The sequence below is a fragment of the Litoribacter populi genome (genome assembly GCF_007483685.1).
In the GTDB taxonomy this organism is placed as follows: domain Bacteria; phylum Bacteroidota; class Bacteroidia; order Cytophagales; family Cyclobacteriaceae; genus Litoribacter; species Litoribacter populi.
This window is the reverse complement of the sequence record NZ_VMKN01000001.1, coordinates 528,879-549,220: the sequence shown is the minus strand read 5'-3', so window position 1 is coordinate 549,220 and position 20,342 is coordinate 528,879. Positions and strand designations below refer to the sequence as shown.

The 20,342-nt window shown below is 43.3% G+C and carries 14 protein-coding genes; 10 read left to right on the top strand and 4 right to left on the bottom strand.

The window, feature by feature from the left end:
• Position 1 precedes the first annotated feature (1 nt).
• Positions 2 to 5,248 (top strand): lamin tail domain-containing protein, encoded by a 5,247-nt coding sequence (locus tag FPL27_RS02215; protein WP_143959539.1) that lies wholly within the window; start codon positions 2 to 4, stop codon positions 5,246 to 5,248.
• Positions 5,249 to 5,550: 302 nt separating this feature from the next.
• Here the strand turns inward: FPL27_RS02215 and FPL27_RS02210 are convergent, their stop codons facing one another.
• Positions 5,551 to 6,567, bottom strand: a complete 1,017-nt coding sequence (locus FPL27_RS02210) for an isoaspartyl peptidase/L-asparaginase family protein (RefSeq protein ID WP_235893462.1) — start codon at positions 6,565 to 6,567, stop codon at positions 5,551 to 5,553.
• 259 nt (positions 6,568 to 6,826) lie between these two features.
• Here FPL27_RS02210 and FPL27_RS02205 point away from each other — a divergent pair, with 259 nt between their 5' ends.
• The 4 genes from FPL27_RS02205 (at position 6,827) to metK (ending at position 11,036) form a co-directional block, all read left to right on the top strand.
• Positions 6,827 to 7,207, top strand: a complete 381-nt coding sequence (locus tag FPL27_RS02205; RefSeq protein WP_143959537.1) for a TraR/DksA family transcriptional regulator — start codon at positions 6,827 to 6,829, stop codon at positions 7,205 to 7,207.
• A gap of 2 nt (positions 7,208 to 7,209) precedes the next feature.
• Positions 7,210 to 7,770, top strand: a complete 561-nt coding sequence (gene scpB, locus FPL27_RS02200; RefSeq protein WP_143959536.1) for an SMC-Scp complex subunit ScpB — start codon at positions 7,210 to 7,212, stop codon at positions 7,768 to 7,770.
• Positions 7,771 to 7,980: 210 nt separating this feature from the next.
• Complete coding sequence (locus FPL27_RS02195) at positions 7,981 to 9,681, top strand: pseudouridine synthase (RefSeq protein WP_143959535.1); 1,701 nt, start codon at positions 7,981 to 7,983, stop codon at positions 9,679 to 9,681.
• Between the two features lie 101 nt (positions 9,682 to 9,782).
• Positions 9,783 to 11,036: a methionine adenosyltransferase gene (gene metK / locus FPL27_RS02190; protein WP_143959534.1), complete on the top strand. Its 1,254-nt coding sequence runs from the start codon at positions 9,783 to 9,785 to the stop codon at positions 11,034 to 11,036.
• A 78-nt stretch (positions 11,037 to 11,114) separates the two neighbouring features.
• Here metK and FPL27_RS02185 read toward each other — a convergent pair whose 3' ends face one another.
• Positions 11,115 to 12,098: a D-alanine--D-alanine ligase gene (locus FPL27_RS02185; protein ID WP_143959533.1), complete on the bottom strand. Its 984-nt coding sequence runs from the start codon at positions 12,096 to 12,098 to the stop codon at positions 11,115 to 11,117.
• A 125-nt stretch (positions 12,099 to 12,223) separates the two neighbouring features.
• On the opposite strand from FPL27_RS02185, the gene FPL27_RS02180 reads away from it, so the two are divergent.
• The 3 genes from FPL27_RS02180 (at position 12,224) to FPL27_RS02170 (ending at position 15,480) form a co-directional block, all read left to right on the top strand.
• Positions 12,224 to 14,413: a S9 family peptidase gene (locus FPL27_RS02180; RefSeq protein ID WP_143959532.1), complete on the top strand. Its 2,190-nt coding sequence runs from the start codon at positions 12,224 to 12,226 to the stop codon at positions 14,411 to 14,413.
• A gap of 171 nt (positions 14,414 to 14,584) precedes the next feature.
• Positions 14,585 to 14,959, top strand: a complete 375-nt coding sequence (locus tag FPL27_RS02175) for a hypothetical protein (protein ID WP_143959531.1) — start codon at positions 14,585 to 14,587, stop codon at positions 14,957 to 14,959.
• A gap of 59 nt (positions 14,960 to 15,018) precedes the next feature.
• The gene (locus FPL27_RS02170; RefSeq protein ID WP_143959530.1) at positions 15,019 to 15,480 is read left to right on the top strand and encodes a Clp protease ClpB; all 462 of its coding nucleotides are present in this window, start codon (positions 15,019 to 15,021) and stop codon (positions 15,478 to 15,480) included.
• 22 nt (positions 15,481 to 15,502) lie between these two features.
• Here FPL27_RS02170 and FPL27_RS02165 read toward each other — a convergent pair whose 3' ends face one another.
• Complete coding sequence (locus tag FPL27_RS02165; RefSeq protein ID WP_143959529.1) at positions 15,503 to 15,670, bottom strand: phosphatidate cytidylyltransferase; 168 nt, start codon at positions 15,668 to 15,670, stop codon at positions 15,503 to 15,505.
• Positions 15,671 to 15,819: 149 nt separating this feature from the next.
• On the opposite strand from FPL27_RS02165, the gene FPL27_RS02160 reads away from it, so the two are divergent.
• Together FPL27_RS02160 and crtD are read left to right on the top strand one after the other, a co-directional pair.
• On the top strand, positions 15,820 to 17,286 hold the full coding sequence (locus FPL27_RS02160; protein WP_143959528.1) for a glycine--tRNA ligase: 1,467 nt from the start codon (positions 15,820 to 15,822) through the stop codon (positions 17,284 to 17,286).
• Between the two features lie 137 nt (positions 17,287 to 17,423).
• Positions 17,424 to 18,890 (top strand): 1-hydroxycarotenoid 3,4-desaturase CrtD, encoded by a 1,467-nt coding sequence (crtD, locus tag FPL27_RS02155; RefSeq protein WP_143959527.1) that lies wholly within the window; start codon positions 17,424 to 17,426, stop codon positions 18,888 to 18,890.
• Here the strand turns inward: crtD and FPL27_RS02150 are convergent.
• Positions 18,887 to 20,284: an MltF family protein gene (locus FPL27_RS02150; RefSeq protein ID WP_143959526.1), complete on the bottom strand. Its 1,398-nt coding sequence runs from the start codon at positions 20,282 to 20,284 to the stop codon at positions 18,887 to 18,889. The two genes, crtD and FPL27_RS02150, sit on opposite strands and share 4 nt — an antisense overlap.
• Positions 20,285 to 20,342: the final 58 nt, after the last annotated feature.

Genomic DNA, 20,342 nt, shown 5'->3' with positions numbered 1-20,342 from the left:
AATGCGAACCTTTTTAGGTGTATGGGTTTGGTTTGCTTTGTCCATACTAGGTTTTACATTTTTTTCCAAAACCGATTTTTTCACAGGAACTCAGGATTTTGAAAGCAACTTTGAGATTACCAATCACCCTGAGGAATTTTTGCCATATTGGTCAGCCAACGAAATCCGTTCTACAGCTGCCAGGGTTTTCCAGGCGAAAGGCGAAGGTGTAAACCTCTCCAACGCACTGGGAATTCAGGTGATCAGCACCTTTAACGCTGAAATATTTATCCATACCTCCACGCTGGGCATGGAGGATCCCGTGATTACTTTTCAAGCCAAAACCAACCAGAATGGTTCCGGTAACCGGCCTGTTTATCTATTCTATTCCATAGCCTCCGATTTGGAAAAAACCTTTTCCCCACCAGTGCAGGTTGGGGAGGACAATTCTTTTCCAAACCAAAACACTGAGTATAAGGAATTCCAGATCAAACTTACGCAGGAATTTTTAAATGTAGAAAGCCTATGGGTAAAGTTAGAGGCAAAATATGGAAATGGGTCCGGTACGGCGGCCAGATTATTCATCGATGACTTCACAATCATGGAGTCAGGCGAAAACCCAGAGCCGCCAAAGGAGAAGGAGGATGAAAATGAGGTTTTGAAGCTTTTGGAGCATAAAATAATTTCTCCACATAGCCTGGAGCTCACCTTTTCTTCGGCTGATATATCATCCCACGCGAATAGATATTTTCTTAGCAACAATTATGGGAATCCAAAAAATATTGAAATAAATGGTGAAAATGTCAGGTTAGATTTCGATGCTTACCTGTATTCAAATTCTTACCTTCTTGAAGTAAATCAGGATGGTAACAGCCTGTCTTTTGAAATAGAATTGGTGACTTCCACCCCGCAAGGGTCAATTTTGATCAATGAGTTTATGGCCGACCCCAACCCAAAAAGCCTGACTCCACCTCAGCCAACTCTTCCGACTGGAGCTACGGATGAATATATAGAACTTTTCAACAACACCGATTATGATATCAGTTTAGAAGGCTTTACTTATAACAATCGTACCTTAGAAAACTCAGTCATCAAAGCGCAGTCATATGTAATGTTGGTTTCGATGGGCAAAAAGGAAACCTTTGAACCATTTGGTCAGGTCATTGGAGTGAATAGCTTTCAGGCGCTTCCCAACTCCAGCGGCAACATCGTTTTAAAAGACCGACTCGGCAATTTGGTCGACAGTCTTTCATACGATCTTTCCTGGTATGGCAGCAGCCAAAAATCAAATGGGGGTTGGTCACTGGAAAGGAAAAACCCATTCCTCAATTGCTCAGATCAGGACAATTGGACAGCGTCTATTGCCCCGGGAGGCGGTACCCCTGGGGCAATTAACTCTGTATTCGATGACTCAATTGATGAAAAGGCCTTCACTTTAATCGACCATTCATTTCAGGGTGACAGCTTAATTCTCTTGTATTTTAGCCAACCCCTCCAGCCTTCTAAAGTTCCACACACCGTCATTCGGATTGATGGGCAACAAGGTAAGGTTATCGAAATGAAAGGCAAAGGTATTTCGCTGTTGACGCCCTTCCGAATGGAGGATGGAAAAACGTATGAGTTAGCCATCGAAGGACTTGAGGACTGCAATGGGAGGAAATTTGTTGAAAACAAATTCCAACTGCTTTTTGACACCAGAGTACCAAACCTTCAGCGAATCAGCCCCATCAGCACAACTGTCTTAAATCTTGTGTTCGACAAAATCTTGGGGACGGTTACCAGAAATAACTTTTCCCTCCAGGATTCACAACCCCTTCAAGTCGCCAAGCTCGATTCGAGCCGAGTACAATTAATATTTGGAACCCACTTGCCCTTTGGGGAAAAACAAGTGTTGACTTTGAGCGATATCCCCGACACAAGAGGCAATGTTCAGAAAATACAGGAATTCGATTTCATCCTTGAGGACCAAGTGGATACTTTAAGAATAAATAGTCCTTTCGGCCTTTCAATCAGGTTTCATAAATCCATTGAGGCTTCCTCCATTCTTCCGGCAAACTTTTGGGTAGACCGAAATACAGGTAATCCCGTTGCGGCCTTTGCAGATCATGAAGATCCGAGAACTGTGCATCTAGTCTTTGACAAAAGCCTCCCTCAAAACAACCTCACTTGGCTGCAGATAGAGAACCTTAAGGATGAGGCGGGTGAATATATTTATACTCTTTCGAGGTCCTTTGTTCGTGATATGAGAACTATAGGAGTTACTCAGATACTTGCTCCAAATGATTCAGTTTTGTTGCTTACATTCAATAAACCCCTTCTTCAAAACAAGGCTGAAATCCCTGGAAATTATACTGTGGACAGCGAAGTCCTCCATCCATTTAGAGCAAGTCAGAAAAGCCAAAATGAGGTAGAGCTGATTTTCAAAAATAAGTTTACTGAGGGAAAAGAATATCGGCTCTCCACCATCGGTTTGGAGGATGTCTACGGAGTGGTTATGTCCAGGACGGTCAACACCAACTTTATCTACGACCTTTCTCCACCTAAAATTGCAAGCCACCGTTTCCTTTCGCCTTTTGAGCTTGCCATTCAATTCAACAAACCTGTTCAGCCTATTACTACTCAGCAAGTGAAGCTTGGAGGAAAAACACCTTTGGAAATTTATCAACAGAATCAGGCCCATTATATTCTACAATTTGAAACCCCTGCTATTGATTATTCTCAATTGGAACTTTGGGAGATTGCCGACTTATTGGAAAATATTGCCGATTATATAACCCTAGATTTGGGCGGGAAAAACCTAGAGATAGGTAGGATGGAAATCATTTCCCCAAATCATGTTTTACTCACTTTCTCAGATTTTCTAGATCCCAAAACGTCCATTTTCTCAGACCGATATTTTATCCAAGGAAGCCACCCCTCTTCTGTAGAAATAGAAGAAAATGGATATCAGGTATCGCTACATCTGGAGCAAAACCTCATACTGATGGATTCTGTCTTTGCAGAAATATCTGTTTTAAAAAACATGGCTGAAGCCCGCTTCACTGATCTCCGAGACCAGTTAATCTATGAGGATGGCGTGGAGCATATCGATATCCAAACCGCAAACAGCTTGATGATACATCATGCTGTACCGGTTGTTCTGTTGGAAGAAATGGCTTTCCAGTTTGAAGAATCCGACATTTCGATACAGGCGTTTACCAACCAGACTGCACCGGAACTTACACATTTAATCCTTTCCAAACCTTTGGAGGAAAGCCAGACTTATACCCTACTGCTTCCCAGAAGGAAAGTGGATTCACGGAATTTCCTCCCAGGTTCTCGTAGAATCATAGTTTTTGACCGCACTGCGCCCAAGATAGGGTCTGTTGAGGCCCATCTTGAAAATGAGATAATGGTCACTTTTGACGAGGACCTTGACCCGATAATGGCGATGGTGGCCAACCATTATCAACTCGATGGAGTCCACCCACAAATGGTCATATCCGCTGAAAATTCTAATCAGGTTATCCTCCACTTTGGGGCTCCCCTAGAAGATAAAAGTACCTACAACTTATTTGTCCACAGAATTGAAGACCTGAATGGAAACAGTGTGGAAGGAGATTATTTTTCTTTTACGTTCGAAAAACCCTATGCGCCGTCATTTAAGGAAATTGTGATTAATGAAGTCATGGCCGCCCCAAGGGAAGGACAAACCTTGCCTAACGCTGAATATGTGGAGTTATACAATACCGGTTCACAAGCCATACAAATAGGCGGTTATCGATTGGCGAATTCTAGGAGTTCGACGGTGCTGCCTAGATTTGTCTTGCAGCCGGAAAGCTACCTTATACTTTCTGCCCAAAGCCAAGCTAGCAACTTCCAGCCATTTGGCCCATCACTCGGTCTCTCTAACTGGCCGGCATTGCTCAATGGCGGGGATGAAGTGAAGCTACTGGACCGATCAGGACAGGTTTTGGACAGTCTGGAATATATCACAGCAAGTTATGGGGGAACCGAATTTGCCCAGGGCGGATACAGCCTGGAGGTGGTCAACCCTTTCCAGACTTGCAATACTTTCGGCAACTTGCGGCCATCAAGCACTTCCGAACGGGGCACTCCCGGAAAACCAAACGCAGTTTTTGACCCCACTCCTGACCGGACACAGCCGGGCATCCAGAAATTGACCATTCTGGATTCTGTTTCCGTGTTGATTACTTTCTCTAAACCTATGCAGGAAAGACTTTCTGAGCAATATTTCAATTTGGAAAAAAATGATATTCATGCCCTCACCTATCATGATCTGAGTAGGACAGAGGTACTTTTGGTTTTTTCTAAACCACTGGAGAAAAATACCCAGTTTCAGCTCCACATCAATGATTTCAGGGATTGTTTGGGAAACCTTTTGAGTGAGGAGGATGAAAACCAACTTCTGTTGCTCCCGGGAGAGGCAAGCTCTGGAGACATTATTATCAATGAGGTACTGTTCAATCCGCTTACTGGAAGTCCAAAATTTGTTGAGATTCTCAATACCTCAACCCAATACTTAAGTCTGAAAAACTGGAAGCTTGCTAATTTTGCTAACGAGGAGATTTCAAACCGTAGGATCATCAGCTCCCAAGACCTGATATTGCCTCCCAATGGGTACTTGGCTATCACTACTGATGCAAACCAATTACTTCAAATTTATCCCAAGTCAGAAAACCTACATGAGTTGGCAAGTCTCCCCAGTTACCCTATTCGGGAGGGCACGGTGATCTTACTTGATCCAGAAGAAAACTTTGTGGAAAGATTTGATTACCACGAAAAGCTTCATAACCCTTTGTTGAAAGAGGTGAAAGGCGTGTCCCTGGAAAGGTTGCAAGCGGTGGGCAATGGAAACAATCCGAAAAATTGGCATTCCGCATCAGGAAACATCGGCTGGGCAACTCCTGGATTCAAAAACTCCCAAAATATGGAAAGTCCGAACTCAGCCTCCATGTTTACGGTAAGTCCTGAGATATTTGCCCCAGACGCAGTGGGCGTGCAGCCTTATACCAGCATACATTATCAAATGGACGAACCGGGATATTTGGCAACCATCCAGATATTAGGGATTAATGGACGCTTATTGAAGGAAATTACACAAAACCAAATATTGGGTCAAAACGGATTTTACATTTGGAATGGTACGGATGAAAAGGGAGCCAAGCAAAGACCAGGATATTACATTATTTGGATCCAACTCACCCACCCAAAAGGAAGAGTGGAACAAATACGTAAAACAGTGGCAATAGGTAGTAAACTTCGATAGAACCAAACTTGTAAAAAATGGGTTTTATTTGTACCTTTATTTGTTCACTGCAAGCCCCTATACTGTTATGAGTCAAGATATTATCACCAAAACCCTGAAAACTTATTTCATCCAGAAAGGAAAGAGTTTAAAAGTCATTCAAAGATATCTTAGTGTGAAGTACCGTATGCACATTGAGGAAAATATCCTCCGCAAGAGGTTACAAGACCTTCGGGTCCATTAGTGAATATTCTGGTTAAAATTGATAATAAAAAAGCCTACAAGATGTGTCTTGTAGGCTTTTTTTATTTTCAGATTGGGCATTACAAGCCCTCATCCTCGTCATTGTAGATAAAAGTTTTGCCTTCACCTTTAGCTTTGATAAAGCCTCGGTACATACCGGCCGAGTTGAACGGCATGGTGATATTACCCTCACGGTCGATAGCAATGATTCCGCCTTCGCCTTTCATGTCCACCAATTGTCTATTGACCACATCGTCGGCAGCATCTTTTAGGGATTTACCCGCATAGCGCATTTGGGCAGCTATTTCATGAGCCACTACGGTTCTTATGAAAAATTCACCGTGACCTGTTGCTGAAACGGCGCATGTCTCATTGTCAGCATAGGTTCCAGCACCGATAATCGGCACATCACCCACACGACCGTATCGTTTGTTAGTCATCCCTCCAGTAGTGGTGGCTGCAGCAATGTTCCCATCCTGATCTACGGCTACTGCTCCTACAGTTCCAAACTTTCTATCTTTAAAATAGGGGTCTTCCAATTCAAGTTGAAGGATAGCAGAGTGATCGAGTTGTTGCTTTTCAGTATCCTTGATTCGCTGAAGTTGCTTGTAGCGGGTTTCGTCTCTGAAGTATTCTGGGTCAACTATTTCCAAACCCTGCTCCTGGGCAAATTTCTCAGCACCTTGACCTACCATAAATACATGGGGAGAATCTTTCATCACAGAAAGTGCTGCTGTGATGGGATTTTTTACCGTGGTGATTCCTGCCACTGCTCCGGCATTTCTATCCTTACCGTCCATGATGGCTGCATCAAGCTCATTTTTACCCTCATTGGTAAACACTGCCCCTTTGCCTGCATTGAATAGAGGACTATCCTCCATGACTTTAACTGCTGCAATGACTGCTTCGATAGCCGTACCACCATTTTCCAAAACAGCATATCCAGCCTCCAGAGACTCATCGAGCTTGGCGCGGTATTCTTTTTCCCGCTCTGGGGACATATTCTCCCGCTTGATTGTTCCGGCCCCGCCGTGAATAGCCAAAGCCACTTTGCTTTTCTGTTCATTCCCTGTCATTTGAGCCTGTACCGGTCCCATGACAAAAAATAAAAGCAAAAATAAATTGAAGAACAAACTACATTTTTTGATCATAATTCTAGAATTTTATTAAACCTTTGGGTATCAATTTTGCGTTAATTATCATTAATACGACGTATCGCTATTTTTAGCTTTGAAGGCTTCAAGATAATCAAATATCCAATATTTTTGATTTTAAAAAGTGAAACGTATTTTAGGGAACTTTTTAAACGGTCTTTAGCTGATTTAAAAGAATTAAATTCATTTTAACATTACGATTATGAATCAAGAAAAAACATCCTACTCAAAGGAAGAGCTGAAGGAATTCGAGGAACTGATCAACCAAAAGCTTAAGGTCGCCAAAGAAGAGCTAAACATGCTCAAAGAAAGCCTTAGCAAAAGGAATGACACGGGCACGGACAATACTGCCTCTACCTCCAAACTGCTTGAAGACGGAGCTGACACCTTGGAAAGGGAAAGCCTTAGCCAGCTTGCTGCCCGTCAGCAGAAATTTATCATTAACCTGGAAAATGCCCTGGTAAGGATCAAAAACGGGACTTATGGCGTTTGTGTAGACACAGGCAAACTCATCTCCAAGGAGAGATTGAAAGCTGTGCCCCATACCATGCATTCCATAGAAGCCAAATTAGCCAAAAAGTAACATTGGAGTTTTTACACAAGCATATCGAAGCACTGATATTCTGCTCTCCCAATCCGTTAGGCATTGCCGAAATCGGGAAATGCCTAACGGAAATGTTCGAATCTGATGTACCTAAAGAACATATTGAAGAGGCCGTCAAAGTACTTCAACAAAAATACGAGCATGACGATTACTCCTTCGGGCTGGTCAACCTAGGCGGAGGTTTTCAATTTTTGACCAAACCGGCCTACGAGTCCAGTATTTCCATTCTTCTCAAGCAGCAATCCACCAAAAGATTGTCTACTGCTCAGATGGAAACCCTCTCTATTATTGCCTATAAGCAGCCCGTCACCAAGGGCGAAATGGAACAGATACGTGGCGTCAACTGCGATTATTCCGTGCAGAAACTCCTGGAAAAAGAGCTGATCACCATTAGGGGAAAAGCCGAAACTGTCGGCAAACCTTTGCTCTATGGCACCAGCGAAAAGTTTATGGAGTATTTTGGTATCAACAACATCAAGGACCTTCCTCAGCCGAAAGATTTCAGCCAGGATGACAATCAGATCGGCGATCAAAAAGATTAAGGCCTTACCCTGCAAAATCCCCCTTTTCCTCAGTATCTTTGCAGATTGAACTCATACAGATGAACTTTCAGTCATGAGAGCTGTTATGGCTTCAATAATTTAAATCAATTTACAGCAGTGATGTTGCAACAATTCCCGGAACCTCCACGGGCCGGGTTTAAGGTTGGTGACAGCAATATCCTTTTGTAGGATAATCTAACCGTAATAATAATGAAAAGGAACAACAGAGGGGGACAGGGTGACAAGAAGTACGGCCGCTCAGAATCATCAAAAGACCAATACAAAGGCAACCAAAGAAGTGATCAGGAAGGTACTTCCAGATCAGAAAGACCGTCTTACGGCGGTAAATACAAACCAGCTCCAAGACCAAAATTCGGGAAACCCAAGTTCGGAAGCAATAAGCCGCAAGAGTTTGGGGAAAATCCATTTAAGAAGGATAATCCTTTGAGAAAAAACCGTTCTGAAGGCGGATTTACCAAATCAGACAAGCCTTATAGCAGAGGGGAAAGGGATTCCGAAAGACCCAAAAGAGACTACGATAAGCCAAAGCGTGATTTTGAAAAATCAGACAAGCCATACGGCAGAGGAGAGAGAGACTCTGACAGGCCTAAAAGGGACTATGACAAACCGAAGCGTGATTTTGACAAATCAGACAAACCTTATGGTAGAGGGGAAAGGGATTCTGACAGACCCAAAAGAGACTACGATAAGCCAAGGCGTGATTTTGACAAATCAGACAAACCTTATGGCAGAGAGGAACGAGATTCTGACCGACCTAAAAGGGACTATGACAAGCCAAAACGTGATTTTGGAAAGTCAGACAAACCTTACGGCAGAGAGGAGCGAGACTCTGACAGACCCAAAAGAGATTACGACAAACCAAAGCGTGATTTCGGAAACTCGGACAAGTCTTACGGCATAAGCGAAAGAAGTTCCGAGAAAAGAAATTACGACAAGCCAGGTCGGGACGATTTCAGAAAGTCTGATGACCCCAGCGAATATAAAACAGTCTATAAAGGCAGAGGCAAAAATGAGAAGCCTCAATTTGAGACTGTACGAAAAGATGAGTACGAGGAGAGTAAGCGCAAAAGCATCAAAAAACCATTTTTCAAGGAAAAAGGTAAAAGAGGCGAGCCTACTGAGCAGAAGCCTACTTACAACTTTTCCAAGTTTGAGAAAAACCACAGGAAGCATGATGCAACGGACGAAATCCGTCTAAATAAATATATCGCCAATTCCGGCATTTGTTCAAGGCGTGAAGCTGACTCTATCATCGAAAAGGGTCAGATAAGAGTCAATGGAGAGGTAATTACAGAAATGGGCTACAAAGTGCAGCGTCAAGACCGTATCACCTTGAATGGCAAGCCTATCAATCCGGAAAAGCCTGTCTATGTACTCTTGAACAAACCGAAGGATTTTATCACCACTACTGATGACCCGTTGGAAAGAAGAACCGTGATGAACCTGGTACATAATGCTTGCGAGGAAAGAATTTTCCCTGTGGGGAGACTTGACCGTAACACGACTGGTTTGTTGCTTTTCACCAATGATGGTGATTTGGCTGCAAAGCTTTCCCACCCATCAGGTGAGATCAAGAAAATCTATCAAGTGACTTTGGATAAGCCCTTGACAAGCAAAGATGCCGACGATATAATGGAAGGGCTTACGCTAGAAGATGGACTTGTAAAAGTGGATGATCTTCAGGTACTTTCCAAAGACAGAACCATCCTGGGACTTGAAATCCATGTCGGAAAAAACCGGATTGTGAGAAGAATCTTTGCACACTTAGGCTATGAAGTCACAGCACTTGACCGTGTAATGTATGCAGGGTTAACCAAAAAAGACATTCCAAGAGGTAACTACAGATTCCTGACAGAAAAAGAAGTTATCAATTTGAAGTATTTCAAATAACAGCTATTGGAATTGAGCTAATAGCCGATTATCTTGGTCTTTTTATTTCCCACCGAATATTTAATTTATAACCTTTAAATTCGAAGTTTAAAAATAGATATATGCCTTATTTATTCACCTCGGAGTCTGTTTCAGAAGGACATCCGGATAAAATATCGGATCAAATTTCCGACGCTTTAATTGACAACTTCTTAGCATTTGACCCCAGGTCCAAGGTGGCATGTGAGACTTTGGTAACCACCGGACAGGTAGTACTGGCCGGAGAGGTAAAGTCAGAAACCTATCTTGACGTGCAGAAAATCGCCCGGGATGTCATTAACCGCATCGGTTATACCAAAGGCGAATATATGTTTGACGGCAATAGTTGCGGTGTTTTTTCCGCCATTCACGAGCAGTCATCAGACATCAACCAAGGTGTGGACCGTGCCACTCCAGAAGAGCAGGGCGCAGGTGACCAAGGCATGATGTTCGGATATGCCACCAAGGAAACCGAAAACTACATGCCTTTGGCATTGGATATTTCTCACAGGCTGCTCAAGGAATTGGCGACCTTAAGAAGAGAAAATAAGGAAATTGCTTACCTAAGACCGGATTCAAAGGCTCAGGTAACCATTGAATATAGTGATGACAATGTACCTCAAAGAATTGATGCGATAGTGGTATCCACTCAGCATGATGATTTTGCGGAAGAAAAAGAAATGCTTGAAAAAATCAAGCAGGACATCATCAACATCCTTGTCCCAAGAGTGAAGAAGCAATTGACTCCAGAGCTTCAGAAGTTGTTCACCGATGACATCAAATATCACATCAACCCGACAGGCAAGTTTGTCATAGGCGGACCGCATGGCGATACCGGGTTGACCGGAAGAAAGATCATCGTTGACACTTATGGAGGCAAAGGTGCCCATGGCGGAGGAGCGTTCTCTGGAAAAGATCCTTCAAAAGTGGACCGCTCTGCAGCTTACGCTACCAGGCACATTGCCAAAAACATGGTAGCTGCAGGATTGGCTGACGAAGTATTGGTGCAGGTTTCTTACGCTATCGGCGTGGCACAACCTATGGCCATCTATGTCAACACCTACGGAACTGCCAAAGTCGGTATGAACGATGGACAGATTGCCAAAAAGATTGAGGCCATATTTGACATGAGACCATACTCTATAGAGCAAAGATTGAAGCTGCGCAACCCAATTTATGAGGAAACCGCTGCCTACGGTCACATGGGAAGAGAAAGCGAAGTCGTTTCCAAAACCTTCTATTCTCCTGATGGATCCTCGATCAGTCTTGATGTAGAGTTGTTCACATGGGAAAAACTTGACTATGTAGACAGAATCAAAAAGGAATTCAACCTATAATTAAAAAGAGCGGCCCTTAAGCCGCTCTTTTTTCGTTATGTCCATTCATCGGTCTTCGGTCTTCGGTCTTCCGTCTCCCTAAAACATCTCTTCAATCAACTCGGTATAAAAATCCTTGACCTCCTTACCTATAGCCCTAACCTGTTGGGAGATCAGACTGGTCTCAGTCTGGCCCGGTACCGTGTTGATTTCTATGAAATAAAACTTGCCCGTCTCATGTTCCAAAAAGTAATCAATTCTAACTGCACCTTTGCAATTTAGCTTCTCATACGCTTTGGCAACAATCCTTCTCACGCGCTCTGCTTCTTCCTCATTCATACGACCGGGAGTGATTTCCTCAGTAACCCCAGCCGTATATTTTGCCTCAAAATCAAAATACTCCTTGCTGCTCACTATTTCGGTGGCTGGCAATACGGTAGTCACGCCTTTTGCGGTATATATTCCAATAGAAAACTCCCTTCCGGACACAAACTCCTCTACCAAGACCTGCTTGTCCTCAGCAAAAGCCTTATCCAAAGCTTCCTGAAGTTCTTCCTCGGATTTCACCTTACTCATGCCTATGCTGCTTCCGCCATTGTTAGGTTTGATGAAAAGAGGGAATCCCAGTTCCTTCTTTACCCTTTCGGTATTAGCGGGGGTGTTTGCGAAAAGCTGAAGTGACTTGGCCACATGTAACTCTGGTATATCATCCACAATGGCCTTGGTGTAGCCTTTGTTCATGGTGATTGCAGAAGTCATTGCATCACAGGTTGTGTATGGAAGGCCTATCATATCAAAATACCCGGCCAGCTTCCCGTCTTCACCAGGAGAGCCGTGTAAGATATTGAAAACCCCGTCAAAGGTGATTTTTTGGCCATCCACTTTGATTGAAAAATCATTCAGATCAACCGGTGACTTCTCTCCGGATTCACTTTCATGATACCAGTTGCCCGGATAGATCAAAATCTTAAACACGTCATATTTTTCCCTGTCGATGTGTTTTTCCACCACAGCGGCACTTTTAACGGAAATGACCGATTCACCGGTATAGCCTCCCGTGACCAAGGCAATCTTCTTCTTCATAGACCTTTTATTTAAAAGTTAAAATTAAAGGGGATTTCGGAAAGCACAAGGTCATCTGTGTAAAAAACACCTTCCACTTCCCCCATATTTATTATATTGTAGCCAAATTTCATTTAACAAACCCTATGTACTATAAAAGAACCGCATATCCTCTCCTGATGGGAATATTGCTCCTGTGTGCAGGCTTCCAAGCCAAGGCCCAGGACAAACAGCAGATCACTTTGGAGGATGTTTTTAAAGATTCGAAATTCAGCCAACAGTCCGTGACTGGTATCAACTGGATGAAAGACGGCCAATACTACACATCTCTTACCCGCAAGGGAGGATTTCCTAGAGTGGTGAAAATGAACATCACCACCGGCGAAGAAGAGGCCACACTTTTGGATGGCGGAAAGCTTGAGGTGAATTTTTCCAATTTCAATCTTAACAATGAGGAAACCAAGGCCTTGATCGAGTCTGATATCGAAAGGATTTACCGAAGATCCTCAAAGGCTGTGTTCCATGTAGTGGACTTGGCTTCCGGTGAAAAGCAAGTGCTCATGGACGGGGAAAAAATCGGTTACGCAACCCTTTCCCCTGACAATACCAAAGTCGCATTCGTAAAGGACAACAATCTGTATTGGACTGACCTTTCGACCAATAAAACCTCCCAAATCACCCATGATGGCAAGGACAACGAAATTATCAATGGGGCCGCTGATTGGGTATATGAGGAGGAATTTTCCATGGCCAAGGCTTTTGACTGGTCTCCTGACGGTAAAAAATTAGCCTTCATTAGATTTGATGAAAGGGAAGTACCTGAATTCAACATGCAGGTGTGGGGCGAACTTTACCCACAGGACCATGTTTTCAAATACCCAAAAGCTGGCGAGAAAAACTCTGAGGTAAGCATACATGTGTATGACCTGGACGAGGAGAAAACCGCCAAAATGGATGCCGGTGAAGAAACCGACATCTACTTGCCCAGAATCTATTGGACCGGACAGAACAACACCCTGGCATTTTTGAGACTCAACCGTCTTCAAAACCAATTGGACCTATTCTACGCTGACGCCAAAACCGGTGATAGCGAGGTAATTCTTTCCGAAACCGCAGACACTTACGTGGACATGGATTACAATGACAACTTGCTTTTCCTGAAAGATAACAAAGGCTTTATCAGAACAAGTGAAAAAGATGGCTTCAAGCATATCTACCACCATGACAGCAAAGGCAAGGAACTGCGCCAGATCACCTCAGGTGACTGGGAAGTCACCCAAATGGTAGGCGTGGATGAAAAAGACGGTAAAATTTATTATATCTCCACCGAAAAGTCCCCAATGGAGCGACACCTTTATATAATCAACCTTAACGGTAAAGGCAAAAAAGTTCTTACCCCAGAAGAAGGCACGCATAGAGTCAACATGAGTAGGGATTTTAAATACTTTGTAAAGTATCATTCTACAATTGACTCTCCTTTGACAGTAACTTTGAACCAATCAAATGGAAGGGAGCTGAAAGTTTTGGAGGACAATCAGGATTTGAGAGACAAATTGGAAAACACAGCCATGCCTAAGAAGGAGTTTTTTGACTTCGAAACTGTAGACGGTACTACACTGAATGGCTACATCATCAAGCCAGTAGACTTTGACGAAAGCAAGGAATACCCCGTATTGATGTATGTGTATGGTGGTCCGGGATCACAAAACGTCACCAACAGCTGGGGAGGTGTGAGAGACTTCTGGCATGCGTACCTCACTACCGAAGGTTACATTGTTGCCTGTGTGGATAATCGCGGCACAGGGGCCAGAGGCCGTGATTTCAAGCATATTACTTATGCTCAGCTTGGCAAACATGAGACTGAAGATCAAATCGCAGGTGCAAAATACTTGGCTACCCTTCCATATGTGGATTCTGCTAGAGTTGGCATTTGGGGATGGTCCTATGGAGGTTATATGTCCAGTTTGGCACTCATGCAAGGTAATGAGGTGTTCAAAGCTGCCATCGCTGTGGCGCCAGTGACCACTTGGAGATATTATGACACCATTTACACCGAGCGTTACCTTCAAACTCCACAGGAAAACCCAGAAGGCTACGACGAATATAGCCCGATCAACCATGTGGAAAAGTTGGAAGGAAACTACCTTTTGATCCATGGTACGGGTGATGACAATGTGCATTTCCAAAATGCCGTAGATTTGGTCGACGCTCTGATAGCTGCCGACAAGCAGTTTGAGACTTTCTATTATCCCAATCGTAACCATGGTATCTATGGAGGAAACACCACTTGGCATCTTTACAACATGATGACTGACTTCATCAAAAGAAAGCTATAATTCGAAAAAATAGTAGCATTAAAAAGAACCTCTTGTTGGGGTTCTTTTTTTGTTTAAGACCAAATTTTTATCTAACTCGTCTCAACGCTTCGCAATATTTCATTTGCAAAATATTGAATATCAAATGATAATTTATTAATTTAAACCTCTAACCTTATAACCACTTATACTATGAACACAAAATTCCACACTTACATCCACACCCTAAGTTTTGTGCTTGTCATTTCAATTGCCATCTGGGCTACGGTGATGGGCACTTTGCAAACTAAAGATTTATTGACCTATCTTATTTTGGTGGTAGCCTTTCTAGAGGCTTTTAGCCTATGGGCTGGCAGGAAAATTCATTCTGAGACCCACACCTCCTACAAGCTCGGGGTATTGGCTAGTTTGATGATTCTCTTGGGCATCAAGAGTATGCTACCGGCTTTTTTCCCTACCATAACCATCACGGTACTTGCTATAAATTTTGTTTATAACTTCTATATTTCCAACAAGCGCATAAGACGTTCTCAGCCCCGTGCCAAAAAGCGCCTCAAATTCAAATAGAATTTTTAAGGGCATAATTTTTGAGCAAGGGCATGGGAAAGGATGCCCTTTATTTATTTATGAAAAAAATAATTACCCTACTTTTGATTACCCTCCCTTTTTGGAGCATGGCTCAGGAAAAACTCAACCGCCTGGTCCAGGAAAGAGAATCCCTACACCAGCAATGGAGACAGTCTGAAGGTCAGAAATCCGGCATTTTTGGCAACCGCACCAAAAAAGACATGATTCAGACCAACGAATGGATGGAAAGAATCATTCAAAAGGATAATCAGATCATGAGTGAGCTCAAAATGCTCGGAGAAATCCAGCGCGTAGAAGTGATCCACGAAAAGGACGATTACAAATATATCGCCCAAAAACAGGAACAGGACATCGGAAGGCTAAAAAGAGCTTTGGCCGAAATGGAAAACAATGTGCAGGAAAAAAGAGAAGTCAAACGAACCTATGAGTGGACTACCCTTATCTTCTTCTTATCTACAATAACTTTGGGTATCCTGTATTTTAGAAAACTGAGAACCTAATTGGCTCTCATCCAGCATAGATCTATTTCTTCAATGCCCGAACAATAAGTACTATAATACCGACAACGATCAAGGTTCCGATGATTCCTACACCTAAACCAACATCAAAAATGGCCCCAATGGCATCACAACTGGTCAAGGTGACCAATGCCAACATAATCAACAGGATATTCTGAATAAAGCTTTTCATGGTTTTAGTGGTTAGGTTTGAAATACTTTTACCTATAAAATCCCTTTATCTCCCTGATTGTTTATTATCCCAGTGATTTATCAACCTAAACCTGATCTCTTCTTTGTAATAGAATTGATAACTATACGTTTTTACCTATTTTTGTACCTATGGCAAAACAAGAACAAACACAAGAAATCGCTCAATTGAAAGATATCATTGCCCATGCTAAAGAGTATGGGTTTGTATACCCCTCTTCCGAGATTTATGACGGCCTTCAGGCAGTTTATGATTACGGTGCCTATGGGGTTGAGCTGAAAAATAACCTGAAGAGACTTTGGTGGGAGACCATGACCCGCCTCAACGATAACGTGGTAGGCATTGACTCGTCTATCTTCATGCACCCAACCACCTGGAAGGCTTCCGGTCACGTGGACAGCTTCAACGATCCCATGATCGACAACAAGGACAGCAAAAAGCGTTACCGTGCCGATGTTCTTATCGAGGAAAAAGCCGCCAAACTTGAAAACGATGGCAAGTTGGAAGAATCCAAGCAGCTTTTGGCCGCTATGGGCCGATTGCTTGAGGCTGAAGATTTGGCAGGTGTGAGAGACCTGATCATCAATGAGGGCATCAGCTGTCCTATCTCAGGCACGACTAACTGGACTGAAGTAAGACAGTTTAACCTGATGTTTTCCACCCAAGTGGGTTCGGTGGCCGAGGACAGCTCTACCATATACCTGAGACCGGAGACTGCACAGGGGATCTTTGTAAACTTCCTGAATGTACAGAAAACGGCCAGAATGAAGGTGCCTTTTGGAATTGCCCAGATAGGCAAGGCCTTCAGAAATGAGATTGTTGCCCGTCAGTTTATCTTCCGTATGCGTGAATTTGAGCAGATGGAGATGCAGTACTTCGTACGCCCAGGCAGTGAAATGGAATGGTACCAGCAATGGTCAGAAGCAAGGGTGAAATGGCACAAGGCTCTGGGTATCCCTGAGGCCAAAATCAGGACGCACGACCATGAAAAGCTGGCACACTACGCCAATGCCGCTATGGATATTGAATATGAATTTCCATTTGGTTTCAAAGAGGTGGAAGGTATTCACTCCCGTACCGACTTTGACCTGAAGCAACACCAGGAGTTCAGCAAGAAAAAGCAACAGTACTTTGATCCAGAGGTCAACCAGAATTATATCCCTTATGTGATTGAAACTTCCATTGGGGCGGACAGATTATTCTTGATGACTTTCTGCAATGCATTTACGGAAGAAGAAAAAGACGGGAAGTCTAGGACTTACCTTAAATTCCACCCTGCCATCGCCCCAGTGAAGGCGGCCATCTTACCTTTGACCAAGAAGGACGGTTTGCCGGACAAGGCCAAAGAGATTGTGAATGCTTTGAAATATGACTTCAACATCATCTATGAAGAGGCAGCATCCATAGGAAAGCGCTATACCCGTCAGGACCTGATCGGCACCCCATTCTGTATCGCCGTCGATCACCAGACCTTGGAGGACAATACGGTCACCATCCGTCACCGTGACACTACCGAGCAGGAAAGAGTCCCCATCAGCGAGCTGCATGGAAGACTTGGGGAGGCTTGTAGCTTTAGGAGGGTATTTGAGAATATGTAATAAGTCTAAAATAAGAAAGCCCAGGAAATGATTCCCGGGCTTTTTTCTTTTTGGATGACATTTTCTTTCTTTATCTGATCTTCTGTTCTAAAACCAAAAGATTTCGAACAGAAGAAAATTTTTCGGGTTATCTCATCATGAGTAAAAAAACCATCGTCATAGGTTCGGGTATAGCCGGCCTCGCTGCTGCAATAAGATTACAAACTAAGGGATACCAAGTAACTGTATTTGAAGCCAACTCACATCCGGGTGGCAAACTTTCCGAATTCCACCTCGGGGGATACCGCTTTGATTTTGGACCCTCACTCTTCACTTTGCCCGAAGAAGTAGACGAACTTTTCAGAATCACGGGAAGGGATCCCAAGGACCATTTTGAATATGTTAGACTTCCCGTCAACTGCCATTACTTTTGGGAAGATGGCCAAAAACTTCATGCCCATTCCAATACAAGCCAATTTGCCGAAGAAGTGGAAACCAAATTGGGAGAACCGGCCAGCTTGGTAAAAGAAAAACTTAAGCACTCGGCCTACCTATATGATAGATTGGCTCCGCTTTTTATGCATAGATCTCTACACAAAGCAAGCACCTGGGCAAATACCGATGCACTGAAATCCTATCTTCAGTTAAATAAACTGGGACTCTTTGATACGATGCACGGCGCCAACGCCAAGCAGTTCAAAAATCCCAAACTCATACAGCTCTTTAACCGCTACGCTACTTACAATGGCTCCAATCCTTATCAGACACCGGCAACTTTAAACATTATTCCTCATTTGGAATTTAACCGCGGTGCCTATTTCCCTAAAAAAGGGATGTACGACATTACAGCAAGTCTCTTTAAATTAGCCAGTGAGATAGGAGTAGAGTTCAAGTTCAACAGTAAGGTGGAAGAGGTTTTGGTAAAAGAGGGAAAAGCGGTGGGCGTCAAAGTGGGCGGTGATGCATATTTTGCCGATATCGTGGTGAACAATATGGATATGGTCAATGCCTATAAAACCATCCTAAAGGATCAAAAGCAGCCTAAGAAATTGCTTAACCAGCCAAAGTCCAGTTCAGCGCTTATCTTCTACTGGGGCATCAAGCAACATTTTCCAGAATTGAACCTACACAACATACTTTTCAGCCAAGACTACAAAGAGGAGTTTAACCATATATTCAACCGAAAGACTATTTCTGAGGATCCGACGGTATACATCAACATCACATCTGTGTATAAACAGGACGATGCTCCAAAAGATAGCATGAATTGGTTTACCATGATCAATGTGCCCAACAATCAGGGACAAGACTGGGACAGCCTTATTTTGGAAGCAAGGAAAAATATCATCAAGAAGATTAATCGCACTTTAAATACGGATATTGAGTCGTTGATCGAAGTTGAGGAAATTTTGGACCCAAGAACCATAGAGAGTAAAACCTCATCTGCCCAGGGAGCTTTGTATGGTAACAGTTCCAACAATAAATATGCGGCATTTCTTCGTCACGCCAACTTCTCCAGTGACATCAAGAACCTGTATTTCTGTGGCGGATCTGTGCACCCAGGCGGAGGAATTCCCCTCTGTCTGCTTTCAGCCAAAATAATGAGTAAAATGATAGGGTTTTAAGGCTCTACCAAAACCTTATATGACTCGAAAAGGCCGTAAACATCCTCTACATAATTGACGGCTACATGGCCCTTGGCATAGCCACTTTTTACTACAGGATCCCGGTAAATTTCTGGATTGGATTTTTGCTTCAAGAAAATGGCAACATTGGCCCATTCACTTGGATTATGACCGTCCTTTAGAGCCAGTCTCCAAGCATCGTCCACATGGCCGTGTCCCACATTGTAGGAGGCAAGGATAAACCTTATCCGCTCATTTACCTCAGGCACTCGCCTTTGCCAATACTTATCAAGGTATTTGAGATAGTTTACTCCACCCATAAGGCTTTCAAAAGGATCATTAGGATCAGATACCCCAAAACGCTCCAAGGTCACTGGCATCAACTGCAAAAGGCCTGAAGCGCCGGCATAGGAAATAGCCTCGGTATCAAAGCGCGATTCTTTAAAAATAAGAGCGGCCAATAGCCTCCAATCCCAACCCAAGTTTTCAGCGGCCTTTTTTATCATTTCATCATAGGCCGAAATTCTATTTCCGCTTATGGAAGAGAATGGGCTGTTGCTTCGGAAGTAACTATTGGTTTTGTTGACAAAATACTTGTCGTAAAGAATGGCTTGTAGGGTGGAATTGTTAAAAGTCCCCAACCATTTATTCACCCCAGCCAAAAGCTTCGGGGAATTGGACCTTACCGCCCAGCCAACTTTACTGGATGGATTGACTTCCAAGGAAACATCTAAGCTCGGATAATAATTGGAGTTTACACTGGCCACATCTTCATCCACTACGGTGAAATCAATTTCTTTTTGAACAACCAAATTAACAAGCCCTTCGGAATCATAAGGCATCTCCTGGATATGAAAGTTGATCTGCAGACTGTCCTTCCAATGCTGAAGTTGTTGCTTAAAAACCGCTCCTTCTCTAACATGAACGGTTTTACCCTCAAGTTCTTTAAGATCCCCAATTACACCTTCTTTAGATCTCCGCTGTACCAACACAGTCTTGATCTCATTGGTATATTTGGTAAAAGCCGCTTGATTGGTACGGTCATCGGTTTTCTCCAGATTGATCGCAATAATATCAACCTTACCCTCATTGAGTTTTCTGAAAGCCTCCTCTATATCGGAAGCTACTACTATTTTCAGGTTTACACCCAGATCCTTGGAGAGGTTACGCAGCATTTCATACTCGTACCCCATCCTTCTGCCCCGGTAAATGTAATAGCTAGTAGAAGTGTTGTCGACTACGGCTCGGATGAAACCACGTTTCTTTATCTCATCCAAATCCAGTTCCACCGTATTTTCCCAAAAATCAACCTGCTTTTCTACGTGCTGTTTTTTACAGCTAAGCAGTGTGACGGTGGACATCAAAAATATAAAAACCCTTAAGAGTAATCTCATACGCATCCTGAATTTCAGGCTTTGGTCCGGTGCAAGTATAGCACAAACAAAGCAATCT

What these genes read in the sequence shown, in the direction of transcription:
- FPL27_RS02205 (WP_143959537.1), top strand. Translation starts at nt 6,827, where the DNA reads ATGAATCAAGAAAAAACATCCTACTCAAAGGAAGAGCTGAAGGAATTC.
- FPL27_RS02210 (WP_235893462.1), bottom strand. Translation starts at nt 6,567, where the DNA reads ATGGGACCGGTACAGGCTCAAATGACAGGGAATGAACAGAAAAGCAAA.
- FPL27_RS02185 (WP_143959533.1), bottom strand. Translation starts at nt 12,098, where the DNA reads ATGAAGAAGAAGATTGCCTTGGTCACGGGAGGCTATACCGGTGAATCG.
- FPL27_RS02195 (WP_143959535.1), top strand. Translation starts at nt 7,981, where the DNA reads ATGAAAAGGAACAACAGAGGGGGACAGGGTGACAAGAAGTACGGCCGC.
- FPL27_RS02165 (WP_143959529.1), bottom strand. Translation starts at nt 15,670, where the DNA reads ATGAAAAGCTTTATTCAGAATATCCTGTTGATTATGTTGGCATTGGTC.
- FPL27_RS02180 (WP_143959532.1), top strand. Translation starts at nt 12,224, where the DNA reads ATGTACTATAAAAGAACCGCATATCCTCTCCTGATGGGAATATTGCTC.
- FPL27_RS02160 (WP_143959528.1), top strand. Translation starts at nt 15,820, where the DNA reads ATGGCAAAACAAGAACAAACACAAGAAATCGCTCAATTGAAAGATATC.
- FPL27_RS02150 (WP_143959526.1), bottom strand. Translation starts at nt 20,284, where the DNA reads ATGAGATTACTCTTAAGGGTTTTTATATTTTTGATGTCCACCGTCACA.
- FPL27_RS02175 (WP_143959531.1), top strand. Translation starts at nt 14,585, where the DNA reads ATGAACACAAAATTCCACACTTACATCCACACCCTAAGTTTTGTGCTT.
- metK (WP_143959534.1), top strand. Translation starts at nt 9,783, where the DNA reads ATGCCTTATTTATTCACCTCGGAGTCTGTTTCAGAAGGACATCCGGAT.
- FPL27_RS02170 (WP_143959530.1), top strand. Translation starts at nt 15,019, where the DNA reads ATGAAAAAAATAATTACCCTACTTTTGATTACCCTCCCTTTTTGGAGC.
- crtD (WP_143959527.1), top strand. Translation starts at nt 17,424, where the DNA reads ATGAGTAAAAAAACCATCGTCATAGGTTCGGGTATAGCCGGCCTCGCT.
- FPL27_RS02215 (WP_143959539.1), top strand. Translation starts at nt 2, where the DNA reads ATGCGAACCTTTTTAGGTGTATGGGTTTGGTTTGCTTTGTCCATACTA.